This window comes from Kitasatospora sp. NPDC101801, assembly GCF_044766665.1.
Lineage (GTDB): Bacteria > Actinomycetota > Actinomycetes > Streptomycetales > Streptomycetaceae > Kitasatospora.
The window spans coordinates 207819-225231 of sequence record NZ_JBIWML010000002.1; the positions used below are offsets into that span (position 1 = coordinate 207819).

Annotated in this window: 16 protein-coding genes; 10 read left to right on the forward strand and 6 right to left on the reverse strand. The window is 72.4% G+C overall.

Translation table 11 applies throughout. The features are described 5' to 3' along the window. Positions 1 to 14: 14 nt before the first annotated feature. The 3 genes from ACIRPK_RS05195 (at position 15) to ACIRPK_RS05205 (ending at position 2948) form a co-directional block, all read left to right on the forward strand. A complete protein-coding gene (locus tag ACIRPK_RS05195; RefSeq protein WP_403033237.1) occupies positions 15 to 1232 on the forward strand; it encodes an acyltransferase in 1218 nt (405 codons plus the stop codon). Between the two features lie 35 nt (positions 1233 to 1267). Continuing rightward, on the forward strand, positions 1268 to 1630 hold the full coding sequence (locus ACIRPK_RS05200) for an MmcQ/YjbR family DNA-binding protein (RefSeq protein WP_403033241.1): 363 nt from the start codon (positions 1268 to 1270) through the stop codon (positions 1628 to 1630). Positions 1631 to 1736: 106 nt separating this feature from the next. After that, positions 1737 to 2948 carry an alpha/beta hydrolase gene (locus tag ACIRPK_RS05205; protein WP_403033244.1) on the forward strand — a complete coding sequence of 404 codons (1212 nt, stop codon included), beginning with the start codon at positions 1737 to 1739 and terminating at the stop codon, positions 2946 to 2948. A 40-nt stretch (positions 2949 to 2988) separates the two neighbouring features. Here the strand turns inward: ACIRPK_RS05205 and ACIRPK_RS05210 are convergent, their stop codons facing one another. From ACIRPK_RS05210 to ACIRPK_RS05220, 3 genes are all read right to left on the reverse strand, one after another. Then, a complete protein-coding gene (locus ACIRPK_RS05210; protein ID WP_403033246.1) occupies positions 2989 to 5712 on the reverse strand; it encodes a beta-L-arabinofuranosidase domain-containing protein in 2724 nt (907 codons plus the stop codon). A gap of 286 nt (positions 5713 to 5998) precedes the next feature. Further along, positions 5999 to 7003, reverse strand: coding sequence for an aldo/keto reductase (locus ACIRPK_RS05215; protein ID WP_403033248.1), 1005 nt, complete (start codon positions 7001 to 7003; stop codon positions 5999 to 6001). Continuing rightward, complete coding sequence (locus ACIRPK_RS05220) at positions 6961 to 7494, reverse strand: MerR family transcriptional regulator (protein WP_403033251.1); 534 nt, start codon at positions 7492 to 7494, stop codon at positions 6961 to 6963. The genes ACIRPK_RS05215 and ACIRPK_RS05220 overlap by 43 nt, the downstream gene beginning before the upstream one ends. A 107-nt stretch (positions 7495 to 7601) precedes the next feature. Between ACIRPK_RS05220 and ACIRPK_RS05225 the strand changes: the two genes are divergently transcribed. Further along, a complete protein-coding gene (locus tag ACIRPK_RS05225; RefSeq protein ID WP_403033254.1) occupies positions 7602 to 8432 on the forward strand; it encodes a serine hydrolase domain-containing protein in 831 nt (276 codons plus the stop codon). A gap of 456 nt (positions 8433 to 8888) precedes the next feature. Here ACIRPK_RS05225 and ACIRPK_RS05230 read toward each other — a convergent pair whose 3' ends face one another. Continuing rightward, a complete protein-coding gene (locus ACIRPK_RS05230; protein ID WP_403033257.1) occupies positions 8889 to 9665 on the reverse strand; it encodes a pirin family protein in 777 nt (258 codons plus the stop codon). 230 nt (positions 9666 to 9895) lie between these two features. On the opposite strand from ACIRPK_RS05230, the gene ACIRPK_RS05235 reads away from it, so the two are divergent. The 5 genes from ACIRPK_RS05235 (at position 9896) to fabF (ending at position 14851) form a co-directional block, all read left to right on the forward strand. Continuing rightward, positions 9896 to 11092 carry a PucR family transcriptional regulator gene (locus ACIRPK_RS05235; protein ID WP_403033736.1) on the forward strand — a complete coding sequence of 399 codons (1197 nt, stop codon included), beginning with the start codon at positions 9896 to 9898 and terminating at the stop codon, positions 11090 to 11092. Between the two features lie 89 nt (positions 11093 to 11181). Beyond that, complete coding sequence (locus ACIRPK_RS05240) at positions 11182 to 12120, forward strand: ACP S-malonyltransferase (RefSeq protein ID WP_403033260.1); 939 nt, start codon at positions 11182 to 11184, stop codon at positions 12118 to 12120. After that, the gene (locus ACIRPK_RS05245; RefSeq protein WP_403033263.1) at positions 12117 to 13148 is read left to right on the forward strand and encodes a beta-ketoacyl-ACP synthase III; all 1032 of its coding nucleotides are present in this window, start codon (positions 12117 to 12119) and stop codon (positions 13146 to 13148) included. Before ACIRPK_RS05240 ends, ACIRPK_RS05245 begins: the two co-directional genes overlap by 4 nt. 75 nt (positions 13149 to 13223) lie before the next feature. Beyond that, the gene (locus ACIRPK_RS05250) at positions 13224 to 13472 is read left to right on the forward strand and encodes an acyl carrier protein (protein WP_403033266.1); all 249 of its coding nucleotides are present in this window, start codon (positions 13224 to 13226) and stop codon (positions 13470 to 13472) included. Positions 13473 to 13585: 113 nt separating this feature from the next. Then, positions 13586 to 14851: a beta-ketoacyl-ACP synthase II gene (gene fabF, locus ACIRPK_RS05255; RefSeq protein WP_403033269.1), complete on the forward strand. Its 1266-nt coding sequence runs from the start codon at positions 13586 to 13588 to the stop codon at positions 14849 to 14851. 70 nt (positions 14852 to 14921) lie between these two features. Here fabF and ACIRPK_RS05260 read toward each other — a convergent pair whose 3' ends face one another. Together ACIRPK_RS05260 and ACIRPK_RS05265 are read right to left on the reverse strand one after the other, a co-directional pair. Then, entirely contained in the window at positions 14922 to 15416 is a 495-nt protein-coding gene (locus ACIRPK_RS05260; RefSeq protein WP_403033271.1) for a DUF3145 domain-containing protein, read from the reverse strand. Positions 15417 to 15790: 374 nt separating this feature from the next. Further along, on the reverse strand, positions 15791 to 16816 hold the full coding sequence (locus ACIRPK_RS05265) for an NADP-dependent oxidoreductase (RefSeq protein WP_403033274.1): 1026 nt from the start codon (positions 16814 to 16816) through the stop codon (positions 15791 to 15793). A gap of 101 nt (positions 16817 to 16917) precedes the next feature. Between ACIRPK_RS05265 and ACIRPK_RS05270 the strand changes: the two genes are divergently transcribed. Beyond that, entirely contained in the window at positions 16918 to 17388 is a 471-nt protein-coding gene (locus ACIRPK_RS05270) for a MarR family winged helix-turn-helix transcriptional regulator (protein WP_403033277.1), read from the forward strand. Positions 17389 to 17413 lie beyond the last annotated feature (25 nt).

Below are 17413 nucleotides of genomic sequence, written 5' to 3' on the forward strand. Positions count from 1 at the left end.
CAGGAGACCCCGCCATGAAGCTCGTCACCACCCTCTGCCGCACCGCGGCCTCCGTGGACGCCAGGACCCCCACCACCCGCGACCGCGCCCTGGACGGCCTGCGCGCCCTCGCCCTGCTCTCGGTGCCGATCGGGCACTGGCTGCTCGGCGGCTTCACCAGTTCGCCGGACGGCGTGCTGCACAACGCCAGCCCGCTGGCCTCGCTCGGCTTCTTCGCCCCGCTCAGCTGGGTGCTCCAGCTGCTCGGGGTGTTCTTCCTGGTCGGCGGCTACGCCTCGGCCAAGTCGCTGGCCCGCTCGCAGGAACGGGGTGCCGGCACCGCCGACTGGCTGCGGCAGCGCGCCGTCCGGCTGCTCCGCCCGGTGCTGGGGGTGGCGGCGGTCTGGGCGCTGCTGATCCCGCTGCTGACCGCACTCGGCGTCCCCGCCGGGACGGTCAGGACCGGCAGCGTGCTGGTGGTCCAGCCGCTCTGGTACATCGGCATCTACCTGGTGCTCACCGCGCTCACCCCCTGGTGCCTGCGGCTCGGCCGCCGGCTCGGCGGCTGGGCGGCGGCCCCGCTGCTCGGCGTGGTCGCGGTGGTGGACGCGCTGCGGTACGGGCCGTGGGCCGACTCGGTGCCGTCCTGGCTGGCACTGGTCAACCTGCTGCCCGGCTGGCTGTTCGCCTACCAGCTCGGCATCTCCTGGGCCCAGGGCACGCTGCGCAAGGCCGGGGCGAAGCTGCTGCTGCTCGGCGGGGCCGCGCTGTTCACCGTGCTGCTGACGGTCTTCCACTACCCGGCCAGCATGGTCGGCGTGCCCGGGGTGGCCCGGACCAACTCGCACCCGCCGTCCCTGCTGGTGCCGGCGCTGGCCTCGGTGCAGTGCGGCGCGGCGATGCTGCTGCGCGACCGGATCGGCCGGGCGCTGCGGCGGCCGCTGCTCTGGCTGCCGGTGGTGGCGGTCAACCTCTCGGCGATGACGATCTTCTGCTGGCACCAGACCGCGATGTTCTCGGTCGGCGCGCTCGGCGGCGCCCTGGGCGCCGTCCCCGGTCTGACCACCGCACCGGACTCGCTCGGCTGGGTGCCGGCCCGGCTGGCCTGGCTGCCGGTGTTCGGCCTGGTGCTCACCCTGATCGGCCGGTACGCCCGGCGGTTCGACGCCCCCTGGAAGCTCAGCCGGGGCTGGCGGGCCGCACTGGGCGCGGGGGCGGGGCTGTTCGCGGTGTACGCGCTCGGGGTGGTCTGACGGGTCCGACAGTCGTACCGCCTAGGCTGGGCCGCATGGTGACGTTCGATCAGTTCCTGAGCACGGGCCTGGCACTCCCCCGGGCCACCGAGCGGCTGACCTGGGAGACCACGGTCACCCTGCGGGTCGGCGAGAAGATCTTCGCGATGGGGACGCCCGGCTCGGGCGAGGTCACCGTCAAGGCGAGCAAGGCGGACCAGGCCGAACTGCTGGCCGCCGAGCCGGAGGTGTACTCCTCGGCGCCGTACGTCGGGCGGCACGGCTGGGTGCTGGTCAAGCTGGCCGGGGCCGACCCGGAGGAGCTGCGCGACCTGCTCGCCGACGCCTGGCGGAGCGTCGCGCCGAAGAAGCTGGTCCGGGAGTACGACTCATCCGGGGCAACCCCCGAAACCCTGTGACCCATCCCACAGTTTAGCCGGGCACACCCCGCCTCCCCAGCCCATACGCTGGCTGGGAGTTGCCGGCGGTGGTGCACCCACGCGGGCCCCGAAGGATGGTGACCAGTTGCCGCAGCAGAACGCGCGGTCCGTGCAGCGCCGCAGGCGGATCAAACGAGTACTGATAGGTGTCTTCGCCACCACCGTGGTGCTGGTCGACACCGGCGCCGCCGCCGCGCAGGCCGCCGTGGGCAACGAACAGCTCGCCATCACCACGCCCCCGGCCGGCAGCTCCCAGTGGGTCGTCGACCACTCGCTCGGCCGCGACCTGCCGGACCCGGCGACCGCCGACGCCCGCAGCGTGGCCGCGTTCTTCGCCTCGCTCACCCCCACGCAGACCGACCGCCTGGCCACCGGCTACCCGCTGGTCGTCGGCAACCTGGACGGCGCCCCGCTCCAGCTCCGCTACCGGGCCAACCGCCTGGCGATCGCCGCCGAACGCGACCGGGCCCGGGCCCGCGCCGACGACCGGCGACTGGACGCCGACACCCGCGCCCGGGCCGCCGCCCGGGCCGACGACAGCGACCACCTGCTCGCGCCCGAGCGGCAGATCCTGGCCTTCGACCCACGCGGCCGGGGCCTGGTCAGCGAGGTGTACGGCGACCTGACGACCGCTCAGCGGGTGGCCGTCCTGGTCCCCGGCTCGGACGCCGACCTCGGCCACTTCGACCAGGCCGTCGACCCGCTCCGCTCCCCCGCCGGGATGGGCCGCGCCCTGTACGCCGAGGAGCAGCGCCGGTCGGCCGGCACCCGTACCGCCGTGATCGCCTGGACCGGCTACGTCACGCCCGCCGGCCTCGGCCCCGACGCGGTCACCGACCGCCTCGCCCAGGCCGCCGCCCCCCGGCTCACCCGCCTGCTGGCCGGCCTCGCCGTCACCAGCGACCCGGCCACGCCGCCGACGCTGCTCTGCCACTCGTACGGGACGGTGGTCTGCGGCACCGCCGCCCCCGCCATCCACGACGCCACCCCCACCGACCTGGTGGTCTTCGGCAGCCCCGGGATGGGCGTGACCGACGCCGCCGACCTCGGCACCGGCGTCCGGGTCTGGGCCGCCCGCAACCCCACCGACTGGATCGGCAACGTTCCCTACCTGGAGGTCGGCGGCCTCGGCCACGGCGCCGACCCCACCTCCACCGCCTTCGGCGCCATCCGGGTCTCCTCGACCGGCGCCGACGGCCACACCGGCTACCTCGCCGAGGGCACCGCCAGCCTCCGCAACTTCGCCGACATCGCCCTCGGCGACTACGCGGACGTCACCCGGGCCGCCCGGAGCTGAGCACCGCGACCGCCCTGCGGTCGCGGCACCCGACGCCGGGTCAGATGAACCGCCAGAGGTGGTCACCGGTGCCGTTGTCGTCCCAGAGCACGGCTTGGGCTCCCTGTGCGGTGGACGCGCCGGAGAGGCCGAGGACGCGGCCGCTGTCGGCGCACTGGATCCGGAAGGTGTCGCCACCGCCGTGGCGCAGGCGCCAGCGGTGGTCGGCCGCGCCGTTGTCCGCCCACTGGACGATCCGGGCGCCGTTGGCGGTGTCGCCGTTCTCCACGGCGAGGACCTTGCCGCTGTTGGAGTTGCGCAGGCGCAGGTAGCCGCCGGTGTCGAGGGCGGCCGTCCACAGGTGGTCGGCGGTGCCGGTGTCGCCCCACTGAAGGGCGGTGCCCCCGTCGGCGGTGGACATGTTCCGGATGCCGAGGACGAGTCCGCTGGCGACGTTCTGGATCCGCCTGGCACCCACGGGGAGGAACTGCCACTGGCCGGCGGCGGCACCGCTGTCGGACAACTGGACGGCTGCGGTGCCCTGGGCGGTGGAGCCGCCTGCGATGCCGAGCAGCTTGCCGGTGTGGACGTTCTGGAACCTGTGGTAGCCGTTGCCCGCGTCGACGACGGTCCACCGGTGGTCGGCGGTGCCGGTGTCACTCCACTGGAGGATCGCGGCGTTGTCGGCGGTGGACATGTCCTTCACGCCGAGGACCTTGCCGCTGTTGACGTTGCGCAGCCGCAGTGCGGTGCCGTCGACGACCAGGACCCAGTTGTGGTCGGCGGTGCCGGTGTCGGGCCACTGAAGGGCGGTGCCCCCGTCGGCGGTGGACATGTTCTGGATACCGAGGACGAGACCGCTGGCCGCGTTGACCAGCCGGACGCTCGAGCTGTCGGTCCGCCAGTAGGCGGTGTAGTTGAAGCCCTGGGCGTCGTGGAACGGGCCGAGGTCGACCGTCGCCCCGTCGGCGGTGGCCGTGAAGGCGAGGGCGGTGCTGCTGGTCCGGGTGATCGTGGCGGCGTCCAGGGTCGGCAGGGCGGACAGCGCGGTGCTGCCGTAGTTGCCGGCCAGCACGGCGGGGCCGTAGGTGATCGCCGCGACACCGGGGCTGTCGTTGGCGGCCTGGAGGGCCACCCGCATCGGGAGCTTCACGGTGACGGTGTCACCGGTGGACCAGGACCGGGTCACGGTCGCGTAAGTGCCCGGGGTGACCGCGACGCTCTGCGCGACGCCGTTGACGCTGATCGTGGCACCCGAGGTCCAGCCGGGGATGCGGACGCGCAGGGACCACGTCCCGCTCACGCTGCCGGTGACCTTGAGCGTCGTGGTGTCCTCGGCCGGGAACGCGGTGGTCTGGGTGACCGTGATGCCCCGCTGGGCCCAGTCCAGGACGGACGGGAGGAACAGGTTCACCGTGAGGGTGGTGCCGTCGTGGAAGTAGATGGAGTCCATCAGCTTGGTGTTGGACTCGACACCCGTCCCCTGGCAGCACCAGAACGTGCCGTAGTCGGTGCTCCAGGTGCCACCGCCCCAGGCCGGGCCCTTGCCCCGGCGGCCGCCCGGGTTGAGCGAGCTGAAGTAGGTGATGTGGCCGTGCGGGTCGGCCGGGTTCTGGGCGCCGATGACGTGGTTGAGCAGCGCCTTCTCGTAGAAGTCGAAGTACGAGGCCCGGTCGGGGCTCAACTGCCACAGCTCCCGGGTCAGTTTGAGCATGTTGTAGGAGTTGCAGAGCTCGCAGGTGTCGTCGGTGAGGTAGCCGGAGATGGCGTTCGCGGCCCGGAAGTGCTCGGCCTGGCTGTTGCCGCCGATGGCGTAGGTGTGCGAGCCGGTGGTGATCGCCCAGGCGTTGGCGGCGATGTCGCGGTAGCGGGTCGTCCCGGTGGCCTTGTACTCGCGGACGGCGCCGATCCACTTGGGCACCTGCGTGTTGGCGTGGATGCCGTTGAGCTGGTCCAGGTTCGCGGCGAGCGGGTCGAAGACCGCGGCGTGGTCGAACCGCTGGGCGGTGGTCAGCCAGCGGGCGTCACCGGTCTGCTGGTAGAGGTCGGCCAGCACCTCGTTCATGCCGCCGAACTCGGTGCCCAGCATCGACTGCATCGTGCCGTAGCTGAGCGCGGCGGTACGCCGGTCGACCCAGCCGGCGAGCGCGAGGAGCACGTCGCGGGCCTGGGTGTTGCCCAGCAGGCGCCACACGTCGAGCAGGCCGGCCATGGTCTTGTGGACGCAGTAGTACGGGACGTTGCCGTTGCTCAGCCTGCCCGCTTCGAGGTTGGCGAAGTCGGCCTCGGGAAAACCCGAGAGGTAGCCGGCCGAGAAGCCCGCAGCGGCGTTGTTGGCCTGGCACTTGGCGAGTTCGGCCACCATCTGGTTGGCCTTGTCGCGGCAGGTGGTGTCCCCGAGCGCGACGGCGGCCTGGGCCCACGCCGAGAGGAAGTGACCCTGCACGTGGGTGCGGAAGGGGAACCCCGGGTCGTCCCAACCCCCGTTCGCGGCAGCGGCGTTGGTGGAGAGCCGGTGGTTGGCGCGGAAGTTGTACAGCAGGCGGTCGACGTCGACGAAGCGGAGGTAGGCCAGGGTGCGGTTCTGGTTGTCGAGCCACCGGCTGCTGGTGAGCCGGACCTGACCCAGCTCGAACGGAACCGTCGTCACGCCGACGTCGGACCTGACCGGGGGCGTCTCCGCCGCCGCGGAGCCGGGGCCGAGGACGGGGCCGGCAGCCGCGGCCACGGCCGCGACGCCGGTCGCCTTGAACATGGCACGGCGGCTGAAGGGGTGAGCCGGCATGGCGAACTCCATGGTCCGTATGAGGGGAGGTGGGGGTGGGGACGCCGCAGGAGCCGCCGCACGGCAATGCGGGCCGCCGTCGGCGGTGGCGCTCGTCCCTCCGGCCGTTCTGTCCTGCGGTGCAGTTCCCGCTTGTTGCAAGAGTGTTAACGCTCACAATTGGCGTGTCAATACCTTGCGACAGCAGGACCACCACGCCCTCCCGCACCTCGGAGACGGAGAGCCCCGGGCTGCGTCCACTCGGTGATCGCAGTCCCGGGGCTCCCGGCCTCCCGTCGCCGACCGGCTACTCCCGACCGGCCGAGGTGGAGCTCATGTCGGCGTAACGGGTGCCGGTGACCTGGCCGGCGATGGGCTCCAGAGCGGCCAGCTCGGCGGTGGTGAGCCGCAGCGTCGCCGCCGCCGTGTTCTCGGCGAGCCGGGTGCGCTTGCGGGTACCCGGGATCGGGACGACCGTGAGGCCGTGCACCTCGGCGCGCTGGTGGACCCAGGCGAGGGCGATCTGGGCGGTGGTGACGCCCCGGTCGGCGGCGATCTTCTGGATCGGGGCGATCAGGGCCGCGTTGGCGGCGGCGTTCGGACCGCTGAACTGCGGGTGGTAGCGCCGGTAGTCATCCTCCGTCAGCTGCTCGGCGGCGGCGAACGAGCCGGTCAGGAAGCCCCGGCCGAGCGGCGAGTACGGGACGAAGGTGACGCCCAGTTCGGCGGCGGCCGGCACCGCGGTCCGCTCGACGTCCCGGGAGAACAGCGACCACTCGGACTGTAGGGCGGCGATCGGGTGCACCGCGTGCGCCTCGCGCAGCTCGTCCCCGGTCACCTCGGACAGGCCCAACTCCCGTACCTTGCCCGCCTGGACGAGCTCGGCCATGGCGCCGACCGACTCGGCCAGCGGGACCGCCGGGTCACGCCGGTGCATGTAGTAGAGGTCGATCACGTCCACCCCGAGGCGGCGCAGCGAGGCGTCCACGGCGGTGCGGATGTAGGCGGGGTCGTTGCGGACGGCCCGGTAGGTCGGGTCGTCGGCGCGGCGCTCGATGGCGAACTTGGTGGCCAGCACGACCTGGTCGCGGTTGGCCCGGACGAACGGGCCGATCAGCTCCTCGTTGGCGCCGGAGCCGTAGATGTCGGCGGTGTCGAACAGGGTGATGCCCGCCTCGAGGGCGGCGTCCAGGGTGGCCAGGGCCTCGGCGGTGTCGGTCGGGCCGTAGAACTCGGACATGCCCATGCAGCCGAGGCCCTGGGCTCCGATCAGCTCGCCGCTGCGGCCGAGGGGGACGGTGGGGAGACGCATTCGGTGTTCCTGCCTTCGAGTGCTTCGGAGGATTCGAGGGATTCGAGGGTGTCGCCGTAGAGGTCGATCTTGTAGTCGAGGACCGCCAGGGTCGCGTGCAGGTCGGCCAGCTTCAGCCTGACCTCCTCGCGGTGGACCACCAGCAGGTCCCGGCGGTCCGCCAGGGTGTGTTCACCCTCCCGGACCAGCTCGACGTAGCGGAGCATGTCCGCGACCGACATCCCGGTCAGCCGCAGCCGGCCGAGGAACTCCAGCCGCCGCACGTCGGCGTCGCAGTACCGGCGCTGACCGGAGTGCGTGCGGTCGACCGGGCCGAGCAGGCCGATCCGCTCGTACCAGCGCAGCGTGTGCGCGCTCAGGCCGGTGCTCGCCACCATCTCGCTGATGCTGTGCCGGCCCGTACGGTCGGCGGTCTCGACGGCGACGCCGGAGTGGGCGCCGCAGTTGAGCAGGTTCGGTGCCGTGGTCTGCGGTGCTGCGGTCGTGGTCACGGTGATACCCCCGGTGGAAGTGACGCTCACGAAGCTACTGACTTGGAGCGCACTCTAGGCAAGCCCGACCCACCGGTGGCCGGAGGGTCGACGTTAGAGTCGGGCCCATGCAGAGCTTGCGGATGATCGAGGACTGGCCGGTGCCCACGGCGGCGGCCGCGGTGGTGCGAGGCAGCGACGGGGCGGTGCTGGGCGCGGCGGGGCCGCAGGACCAGCTGTTCCCGCTGGCGTCGGTGACCAAGCCGCTCACCGCGTACACCGTGCTGGTCGCGGTCGAGGAGGGCGTCTTCGAGCTGGACGACCCGGCCGGGCCCGAGGGTTCGACGGTCCGTCACCTGCTGGCGCACACCTCCGGGCTCGCCTTCGACGAGCACCGGGTGATGGCCCCGCCCGGTGATCGGCGGCTCTACTCCAACGCCGGGTTCGACGTGCTGGCCGACACCCTGACCAAGGCGTCCGGGATCAACTTCGCCCAGTACGCCGCCGAGGCGGTCTTCGCTCCGCTCGGGATGACCTCGACCCTGATCAACACCGCCCACCGGACCCCGGCGGGCGCCGGCGGCCTCTCCACCGTCGCGGACCTGGCCCGGTTCGCCGCCGAGCTCCAGGCCCCCCGGCTGCTGGACCCCTCCACCGTGCACGCCGCCACCCGCGAGGTGGCCTGGCCCGGCCTGAGTGGCGTCCTCCCCGGCTTCGGCCACCGGCGGCCCAACGACTGGGGTCTCGGCTTCGAGATCCGCGACGGGAAGTCCCCGCACTGGACCGGCACCCACAGCTCCCCCGCCACCTTCGGCCACTTCGGCCAGTCCGGCACCTTCCTCTGGGTCGACCCGGTCGCGGACCTCGCCTGCATCGCCCTCACCGACCGCGACTTCGGCCCCTGGGCGGCCGAGGTCTGGCCGGCCTTCACGGACGCGGTCCTCGCCGAACTCGCCTGAGTTCCTTCGCAGCGCGCCCGGTTGCACCGTCCCGGGGCTCGGGGCTGCGCTCTGGGCAGGCGCCCCAGTTGCACGACCCAGGGGCTCGGGGCTGCACCGTAGGCAGGCGCTCCACTTGCACTACCCAGGGGCTCGGGGCTGCGCTCTAGGCAGGCGCCCGAGCATCTACGGTCGGGGGCTCGGGGAACTGCGAGGAGATCTGGCGCGCGGGTCACTGCGAAAGTGCCTGACCACCTACGCGACGATCACCTTGCAAGGGCCGGCGTCGCAGTTCCCCGAGCCCCTGGTGGTGCACCACGTGCGCCCACGCGGGGGAGCCGCACATCAGCAGAGCCCCGAACCCCTGACTCTCCCGAACCACCTGCCAAAAGGCCGGCGTCGCCCACGCGGCGGAGCCGCACAACAGCACAGCCCCGAGCCCCCGGCTCCGCAGCGGGCTGAGCACCTGCGAACAGTTCAGCCGTAGGTGACCGGCGAGTGCATCTCCCAGAGCAGCAGCTCGACGCCGTCGGCCCCCGCCGTGGGGTCGGCGAAGGCGTCGTCGGTGGCGCGGACGCTGTCGCCCGGCTCCATCGAGCGGCCGCCGCCCTGCGGGCCCAGGACGGTGCGGTAGCCCAGCGAACCGGTCGTCAGGTGCACGTAGCGGAACGGCGCTTCGGGCAGCGGGGGCAGCGGCTCCCAGGGGCCGGCCGTGACCAGCCAGAGGGCGGCGTCGCCGCGCCGCAGCCGCAGTGCCTCCGAGGAGGCGTCCCGCTCCAGCCCGGAGGCGAGCAGGGTCCGCCCGGGCGCCGCCCGGTCGACCCGCCGGAGGCCGTACGCCGGGAGTGCGTCGAAGGTGTCGGGCTGGAGCCACATCTGGACGAAGCGGACCGGTTCGACCGCGCCGCCGATGTTGCGTTCGGTGTGGCTGATGCCGGAGCCGGCGCTCTGCCACTGGAGCATGCCGGGCCGGACCACGCCCGCGTGGCCGTGACCGTCCCGGTGGGCGAGGGCGCCGGAGAGGACCCAGGTGAGGATCTCGGTGTCCCGGTGCCGGTGTTCGTCGTAGCCCGCGCCGGGGGCGAGGGTCTCCTCGTTGACCGCCAGCAGGGCGCCGAAGTGGACGTTCTTCGGGTCGTAGTGGCCGGCGAAGGAGAAGGCGTGCCGGGTCTCGATGCCCTCGGCCGGGGTGGATCGGTAGCGTTCGGAGGCCCGGCGCAGGTCGGCGCGGGCACGGCTGGCGGCTTGGGTCACGGGGCCACCGTAACGGCTGACCGGCGCCGCTCACGGGAGGCCGGAGGGGCGTCGGTGTGACGTGGGCCACCGGGCCGATCGGCGGGGGCGGGTACGAGCCGCCCCGTACGTGAGGCAGTCTTGTCCCTGTGCCATCCGCTTCAGCGAGTTCCGACAAGAAGACCGCGGCCGAGCAGGCCACCGCGGCTGCCAAGCAGCCCGAGCAGGCCAGACCCCGGCGGGGTGGCCGGCTGACCGCGCAGGAGCGCCGGCTGGCCACCGAGCGGGCCGAGCTGCGCGCCGCCACGCTCAAGCGACTGGAGAAGTCCTCGGGCAAGCTGGCCACCGCCGCGATCGCCCGGATGGACGACCAGCTGGGCTGGTACCGGCGGATGCCGCCGGAGCACCGGTCCTGGATCGGCCTGGTCGCCCAGGCCGGTATCGCCGCCTTCACCGAGTGGTACCGGCATCCCGACGCGCCGCAGGCGATCTCCACCGACGTGTTCGGCACCGCGCCGCGCGAGCTGACCAGGGCCATCACGCTCCGGCAGACCGTGGAGCTGATCCGCACCACGATCGAGGTGATGGAGGAGGCCATCGACGAGGTGGCCGCGCCCGGCGACGAGGCGGGCATGCGCGAGTCGGTGCTGGTCTACGCCCGGGAGATCGCCTTCGCCACCGCGCAGGTGTACGCCCAGGCGGCCGAGGCGCGCGGCGCCTGGGACGCCCGGCTGGAGGCGCTGGTGGTCAACTCGCTGCTCTCCGGCGACGCGGACGAGGGCGTGCTGTCCCGGGCCGCCGCGCTCGGCTGGGGCCAGCCGAGTCAGGTCCGGGTGGTGATGGGCAGTGCCCCGGACGGGGACAGCGAGCTGGTGGTGGAGGCGATCCGACGGGCCGCCAGGTACGCCAAGCTGCACGTGCTGACCGGGGTGCTGGGCAAGCGTCTGGTGGTGGTGGTCGGCGGTGACAAGGAGCCGGTGCACGCTGCCCGGGCGCTGATCGGGCAGTTCGCGCCGGGCCCGGTGGTGGTCGGCCCGACGGTCGGCGACCTGCTCTCGGCGACCAGGTCCGCGCACGCGGCGGCGGCCGGGCTGAAGGCGTGTGCGGCCTGGCCGGACGCCCCGCGGCCGGTGCTGGCGGACGACCTGCTGCCCGAACGGGCGCTGGCCGGGGACCAGGCGGCCAGACGGCAGTTGGTGGAGGAGATCTACACACCGCTGGACGAGGCCGGGTCGGCACTCCTGGAGACGTTGAGTGTCTATCTGGAACAGGCCTCCTCGCTGGAGGGCGCCGCACGGATGCTCTTCGTTCACCCAAACACCGTGCGCTACCGGCTTCGACGTGTGACCGACGTCACCGGCTATGCTCCGTCCGACGTGCGTTCGGCCTTCACACTGCGGATCGCGCTGGCCCTGGGCCGACTCGGCTCGGCCGCCACCCACGACTGACACGCTGTAGGGATCCCACAATCCGGCGTGCTTTTCTTCGTTACCGTCGCCTACCCGCCCTTGGGTGCCTGGCGAGAGAGGGTTGAACCGTGCTCGTAATCGTCGCCCCTGGACAGGGTGCCCAGACCCCCGGATTCCTCAACCCCTGGCTTGAGCTGGACGGCGCCGCCGACCGGCTGACGGCCTGGTCCGACGTGGCCGGGCTCGACCTGGTCAGGTACGGCACCGAGGGCTCCGAGGAGGAGATCAAGGACACCGCCGTCGCCCAGCCGCTGCTGGTGGCCGCGGGCCTGCTCACCGCCACCGAGCTGTTCGGCGCGCCCACCGGCGGCCCGTTCGGCGCGGTCGCCGGGCACAGCGTCGGTGAGATCACCGCGGCCGTGCTGGCCGGGGTGCTCGGCGTCGACGAGGCGCTGGTCTTCGTCCGCGAGCGCAGCCTGGCGATGGCCGAGGCGGCCACCGTGACGGCCACCGGGATGACCGCCCTGCTGGGCGGCGACCCCGAGCTGGTCGCCGCGAAGCTGGCCGAGCACGGTCTGACCGCCGCCAACAACAACGGCGGCGGCCAGCTGGTCGCGGCCGGCACGCTGGAGCAGCTGGCCGCCCTGAAGGCGGACCCGCCGGCCGGGTCCCGGGTGATCCCGCTCAAGGTGGCCGGTGCGTTCCACACCGGGCACATGGCCCCGGGTGTCGAGCGGCTGGCCAAGCTGGCGCCGACCCTGACCGTTCACGATCCGAAGGTCGGCTACCTGTCCAACAAGGACGGTGAGGTCGTACAGTCCGGTACCGAAGTACTGGACCGCCTGGTCACCCAGGTCTCCAACCCGGTCCGCTGGGACCTCTGCATGGAGACCCTGCAGCAGCTCGGTGCCACCGCCGTCATCGAGCTCTCCCCGGCCGGAACCCTCACCAACCTGGTCAAGCGCAACGTCAAGGGTGTCGCGACGCTGGCCCTCAAGACCCCGGCCGACCTCGACAAGGCGCGTGCGCTGATCGAGGAGCACGGCGGGCAGGAGCAGGACGCATGACTTCGCCTCAGATCCAGCCGTCCACCGGTGCCGCGTACGCGCGCATCCACGGTGTCGGCGGCTACCGACCCGTTCGGGTGATCCCCAACTCCGAGGTCCTGAACTGGATCGACTCCTCGGACGAGTGGATCCGCTCCCGCAGCGGGATCACCGAGCGCCGCTGGGCCGGCCCGGAGGAGAGCGTCGCCGAGATGTCGGTGCAGGCCGCCGGCAAGGCGATCGCCCAGGCCGGGATCGGCCCGGAGCAGATCGGCGGCGTGATCGTGGCCACCGTCTCGCACCTCAAGCAGACCCCGGCGATCGCCACCGAGATCGCCCAGCGGCTCGGCTGCGGCACCGCCCCGGCCTTCGACATCTCGGCCGCCTGCGCCGGCTTCGGCTACGGCCTGAGCCTGGCCGACGGCATGGTGCGCGGCGGCAGCGCCGAGTACGTGCTGGTGATCGGCGTCGAGCGGCTCAGCGACCTGACCGACACCTCGGACCGGTCGACCGCGTTCATCTTCGGTGACGGCGCCGGTGCCGCCATCGTCGGCCCGTCCGACACGCCCGGCATCGGCAAGGTGATCTGGGGTTCGGACGGCTCGCAGAAGGACGTCATCTCGCAGACCCAGGCCTGGGACACCGCGTTCGCCAAGGCGGACGCGGTGAACGGGACGGGCGAGGAGGTGAAGTGGCCGGCCCTGCGGATGGAGGGCCAGTCGGTCTTCCGCTGGGCGGTCTGGGAGATGGCCAAGGTGGCCCAACAGGCGCTGGACGCCGCCGGGATCACCGCGGACCAGCTCGGGGCGTTCATCCCGCACCAGGCCAACATGCGGATCACCGACGCCATGATCAAGGCGCTCAAGCTGCCCGCCACGGTCCCGGTCGCCCGCGACATCGCCGAGACCGGCAACACCTCCGCGGCCTCCATCCCGCTGGCCATGGAACGGATGCTGGAGAGCGGCGAGGCCCGCAGCGGGGACCTCGCGCTGATCATCGGCTTCGGGGCGGGTCTCGTGTACGCCGCCGCAGTCGTTACTCTCCCCTAGGCGTCTACGCCCCATCACAAACCTGCGACGGCCCGCCGGGTGGTCGCTGTCAACACCGAATGAGGAGCAGCCAGAATGGCTACCAAGGACGAGGTTCTGACCGGTCTTGCCGAGATCGTCAACGAGATCGCCGGCATCCCGGCCGAGGACGTCGAGCTCGACAAGTCCTTCACCGACGACCTGGACGTCGACTCGCTCTCCATGGTCGAGGTCGTCGTGGCCGCCGAGGAGCGCTTCGACGTGAAGATCCCGGACGACGAGGTCAAGAACCTCAAGACCGTCGGCAACGCCGTGGACTACATCCTCGCGAACTCCGCCGCCTGATCCACGGTCAGTTCGACTGACCGCCCGGGCGGCCGGAGTGCACACCCCGGCCGCCCGGTCACCCCTCCCCCGGCATCGCCGCCACCTGCCACACGTGAGAGAAGAAGAAACCAGTGACCGCTGAAAACCGCACCGTGGTCGTCACGGGTATCGGCGCCTTCACGCCGCTGGGCGGCGACGCCGCCTCGTTCTGGGAGGGCCTGATGGAAGGCCGTTCCGGCGTGGCAGCCCTGACCGAGGAGTGGGCCGCCGACCTGCCCGTCCGGATCGCCGCGCGCGTCGCCGTCGAGCCGGGCGACGTGCTGCCCCGCCCGCTGGCCCGCAAGCTGGACCGCTCGGCGCAGTTCGCGCTGATCGCGGCCCGCGAGGCCTGGGCCGACGCCGGCTTCGAGACCCCCGCCACCGACCTCTCCTCCAAGCTGGCCCCCGAGCGCCTGGGCGCCGTCATCGCCTCCGGCATCGGCGGCGTGACCACCCTGCTCGACCAGTACGACGTGCTGAAGGAGAAGGGCGTCCGCAAGGTCTCCCCGCACACCGTCCCGATGCTGATGCCCAACTCCCCGGCGGCCAACGTCGGCCTGGAGGTCGGCGCCCGCGCGGGTGTGCACACCCCCGTCTCCGCCTGTGCCTCCGGCGCCGAGGCGATCGGCTACGCGATCGAGATGATCCGTACCGGCCGCGCCGACGTCGTGGTGGCCGGCGGCACCGAGGCGGCGATCCACCCGCTGCCGATCGTCGCCTTCTCCAACATGATGGCGATGTCCAAGAACAACGAGCACCCGCAGCAGGCGTCCCGCCCGTACGACAAGGCCCGCGACGGCTTCGTGCTCGGCGAGGGCGCGGGCGTGGTCGTGCTGGAGTCGGCCGAGCACGCCGCCGCGCGCGGTGTCCGGGTCTACTGCGAGGCGGTCGGCCAGGGTCTCTCCTCGGACGCCCACCACATCGCCCAGCCCGAGCCGTCCGGCTCCGGGGTGGCCCGCGCGATCGCCCAGCTCTTCGAGCAGAACGACCTCGACAAGGCCGACATCGTGCACGTCAACGCGCACGCCACCTCCACCCCGCAGGGTGACGTCGCCGAGCTCAAGGCGCTCCGCAAGGAGCTCGGGGACCACCTGGACCACGTCGCCGTCTCGGCCACCAAGTCGATGACCGGCCACCTGCTCGGCGGCGCCGGCGGCATCGAGACCGTCGCCACCGTGCTCGCCCTGCACCACCGGCTGGCCCCGCCGACGGTCAACCTGGACGACCCGGACCCGGAGGTCGAGGCCGACATCGTCCAGGGCGAGCCGCGCAAGCTCCCCGAGGGCCGGATCGCCGCGCTGAACAACTCGTTCGGCTTCGGCGGACACAACGTGGTGCTGGCCTTCCGCACCATCTGACCGCCCGTCAACACCGAGGCCCGGCCCGCGAGTTCTTCCGCGGGCCGGGCCTTCGGCGTTCATCGGACGGTCAGACCACCTGGTGCAGCCAGCGGACCGGGGCGCCCTCGCCCGCGTACCGGAACGGCTCCAGCTCGTCGTCCCAGGGCTTGCCGAGCAGCCGGCACAGGTCGGCCTCCAGGTCGGTGCCCTCGTTCCTGGCCCGGAGCAGCACGGCCCGGAGCCGGTCCTCGGGGATCAGGATGTCGCCGTGGATGCCGGTGACGGCGTGGAAGATACCGAGCGCCGGGGTGGAGCTGTAGCGCTCGCCCTCGGTGCTCGTGGTGGGCTCGGCGGTGACCTCGAAGCGGATCAACTGCCAGCCGCGCAGGGCGGATGCCAGCCGCGAGGCGATGCCGGGCTCCCCCTGCCAGGAGAGCTCGGCCCGCCAGTGGCCGGGCGCGGCCGGCTGGCGGATCCAGTCGAGACTGATCCGCACGCCGAGCACGCCCGCCACCGCCCACTCGACGTGCGGGCACAGCGCGCGGGGCGCGGAGTGGATGTACAGAACTCCACGTGTCGTCACCGGGACCTCCAGGCTGTGGACGAGGGTCGCCTTCCCCAGCTGCCTCGTGCCCGTCGCCGGTTGCGCCGCTTCTGTCGTGTCGTACTGCCCCGCACTGCCCAATTTATTCGACATATAGGTAATTAAGTTGAGCAAAACGGACAAGCTTTCACTCAATGCTAGCCCGATCCATCCCGAGGTCTACCCCTCGTCGGGATCTCTCCCCCGAACGGCCCCATCGGGGACGGTTCCCACCGTAGCGCCCCGGCCGGGGCGGCACATGACGGTCCGTCGGATCGGGGCCGCACGCCGGACCGGACGCGCCCGTACCCAAACCGCCCCCGCCCGGGAGGGCGGGGGCGGTGCACAACGGCCGGGCGTCACCGGGGTGTTCGTCAGTGGGTCAGCCGGACCACCATCTTGCCGGTGTTGGCCCCGCCCAGCAGGCCGATGAAGGCGTCGACGGTGTTCTCCACACCGTCCACCACGGTCTCGTCGTAGCGGAGCTCCCCGCTCTTCAACCAGCCGGCCGTCTCGGCCAGGAACTGACCCTTGAGCGCGGTGTGGTCGTTGACCAGCATGCCCTGCAGGCGCAGCCGCTTGCCGATCGCCAGCGCCAGGTTGCGCGGCCCGGCCGGGGCGGCGGTGTCGTTGTACTGCGCGATGGCGCCGCACAGGGTGACCCGGCCGTGCACGTTGAGCGCACCGATCGCGGCCTCCAGGTGGTCGCCGCCGACGTTGTCGAAGTAGACGTCGATGCCGTCCGGGGCGGCGGCCGCGAGCTGCTCGCGGACCGGGGCGTCCTTGTAGTTGAAGGCACTGTCGAAGCCGTAGCCGTCCACCAGGGTGGCCACCTTCTGCGCCGAACCGGCCGAGCCGATCACCTGCTTGGCGCCCTTGAGCCTCGCGAACTGGCCGACCAGCGAACCGACCGCGCCGGCCGCACCGGAGACGAAGACGGTGTCGCCCTCCTTGAAGGAGGCCACCTCCAGCAGGCCCGCGTACGCGGTCAGGCCGGGCATCCCGAGCACGCCCAGGTAGTAGGAGAGCGGGGCGAGTTCGGCGTCCACCTTGACCGCGTGCTTGGCGTCCAGGGTGGCGTACTCCCGCCAGCCGAGCCCGTGCAGCACCGCGTCGCCGACCTCGAAGCCCTCGGCCGCGGAGGCCACCACGTGGCCGACCGCGCCGCCGTCCATGGTCTGCCCGAGCTGGAACGGCGGGACGTACGACTTCACGTCGTTCATCCGGCCGCGCATGTAGGGGTCGACCGAGAGGTAGTCGTTGCGGACCAGGATCTGCCCCGGCCCGGGCTGCCGGACCGGAGCCTCGACCAACGCGAAGTCGGTCGGCTGCGGCCAGCCGTTCGGGCGGGCGGCCAGCTGCCACTCGCGGCCGGTGGTGGGCGTCGCCTGCTCTGCCATGGCGGTACTCCTCGTCGTGCCGAGCCTGAAAGGTTGACCTACTGAAGCAATCGTGGGCATGAAAGGTTCACCTTGTCAAATATTCAGCTAGACTGGTGCCCATGGAGACGAAGCCCACCCAGGACGCCACCGCGCCCGCCGACGCGATCACCCGTGAGGTCGTGGACCTGATGGCCGGCCTGGTCGCGCTCTTCCACCGCGAGTACGAGGAGGCCGCCGCCGCCCGCTCGCTCACCGGCGCCCAGGCCAAGGTGCTGGCCCTGCTCCGGCGCGGTCCGATGCCGATGCGGCACATCGCCCAGACGCTGAGCTGCGAGCCGTCCAACATCACCGGCATCGTGGACCGGCTGGAGGGGCGCGGCTTCGTGACCCGGGAGGCCGATCCGCAGGACCGCCGGGTCAAGCTGGTGGCCGCCACCGACTCCGGCGGCGCCGCCTCCGAGGAGCTCCGCGAGTCGCTCAACTTCGCCCGCGAGCCGCTCGCCGCCCTCGACGACGACGAGCGCGCCCAGCTCCGCGACCTGCTCCGCCGGATACTGGAGCACGCGGGCGAGGACGACGCCCGGGCCTGACCCCGGCCCGCCCCCGCTGGGGGGG

Coding starts and splice junctions, on each gene's coding strand:
- ACIRPK_RS05195 (WP_403033237.1), top strand. CDS start 15: ATGAAGCTCGTCACCACCCTCTGCCGCACCGCGGCCTCCGTGGACGCC.
- ACIRPK_RS05200 (WP_403033241.1), top strand. CDS start 1,268: ATGGTGACGTTCGATCAGTTCCTGAGCACGGGCCTGGCACTCCCCCGG.
- ACIRPK_RS05210 (WP_403033246.1), bottom strand. CDS start 5,712: ATGCCGGCTCACCCCTTCAGCCGCCGTGCCATGTTCAAGGCGACCGGC.
- ACIRPK_RS05215 (WP_403033248.1), bottom strand. CDS start 7,003: ATGCGTCTCCCCACCGTCCCCCTCGGCCGCAGCGGCGAGCTGATCGGA.
- ACIRPK_RS05225 (WP_403033254.1), top strand. CDS start 7,602: ATGCAGAGCTTGCGGATGATCGAGGACTGGCCGGTGCCCACGGCGGCG.
- ACIRPK_RS05245 (WP_403033263.1), top strand. CDS start 12,117: ATGACTTCGCCTCAGATCCAGCCGTCCACCGGTGCCGCGTACGCGCGC.
- ACIRPK_RS05250 (WP_403033266.1), top strand. CDS start 13,224: ATGGCTACCAAGGACGAGGTTCTGACCGGTCTTGCCGAGATCGTCAAC.
- ACIRPK_RS05265 (WP_403033274.1), bottom strand. CDS start 16,816: ATGGCAGAGCAGGCGACGCCCACCACCGGCCGCGAGTGGCAGCTGGCC.
- ACIRPK_RS05270 (WP_403033277.1), top strand. CDS start 16,918: ATGGAGACGAAGCCCACCCAGGACGCCACCGCGCCCGCCGACGCGATC.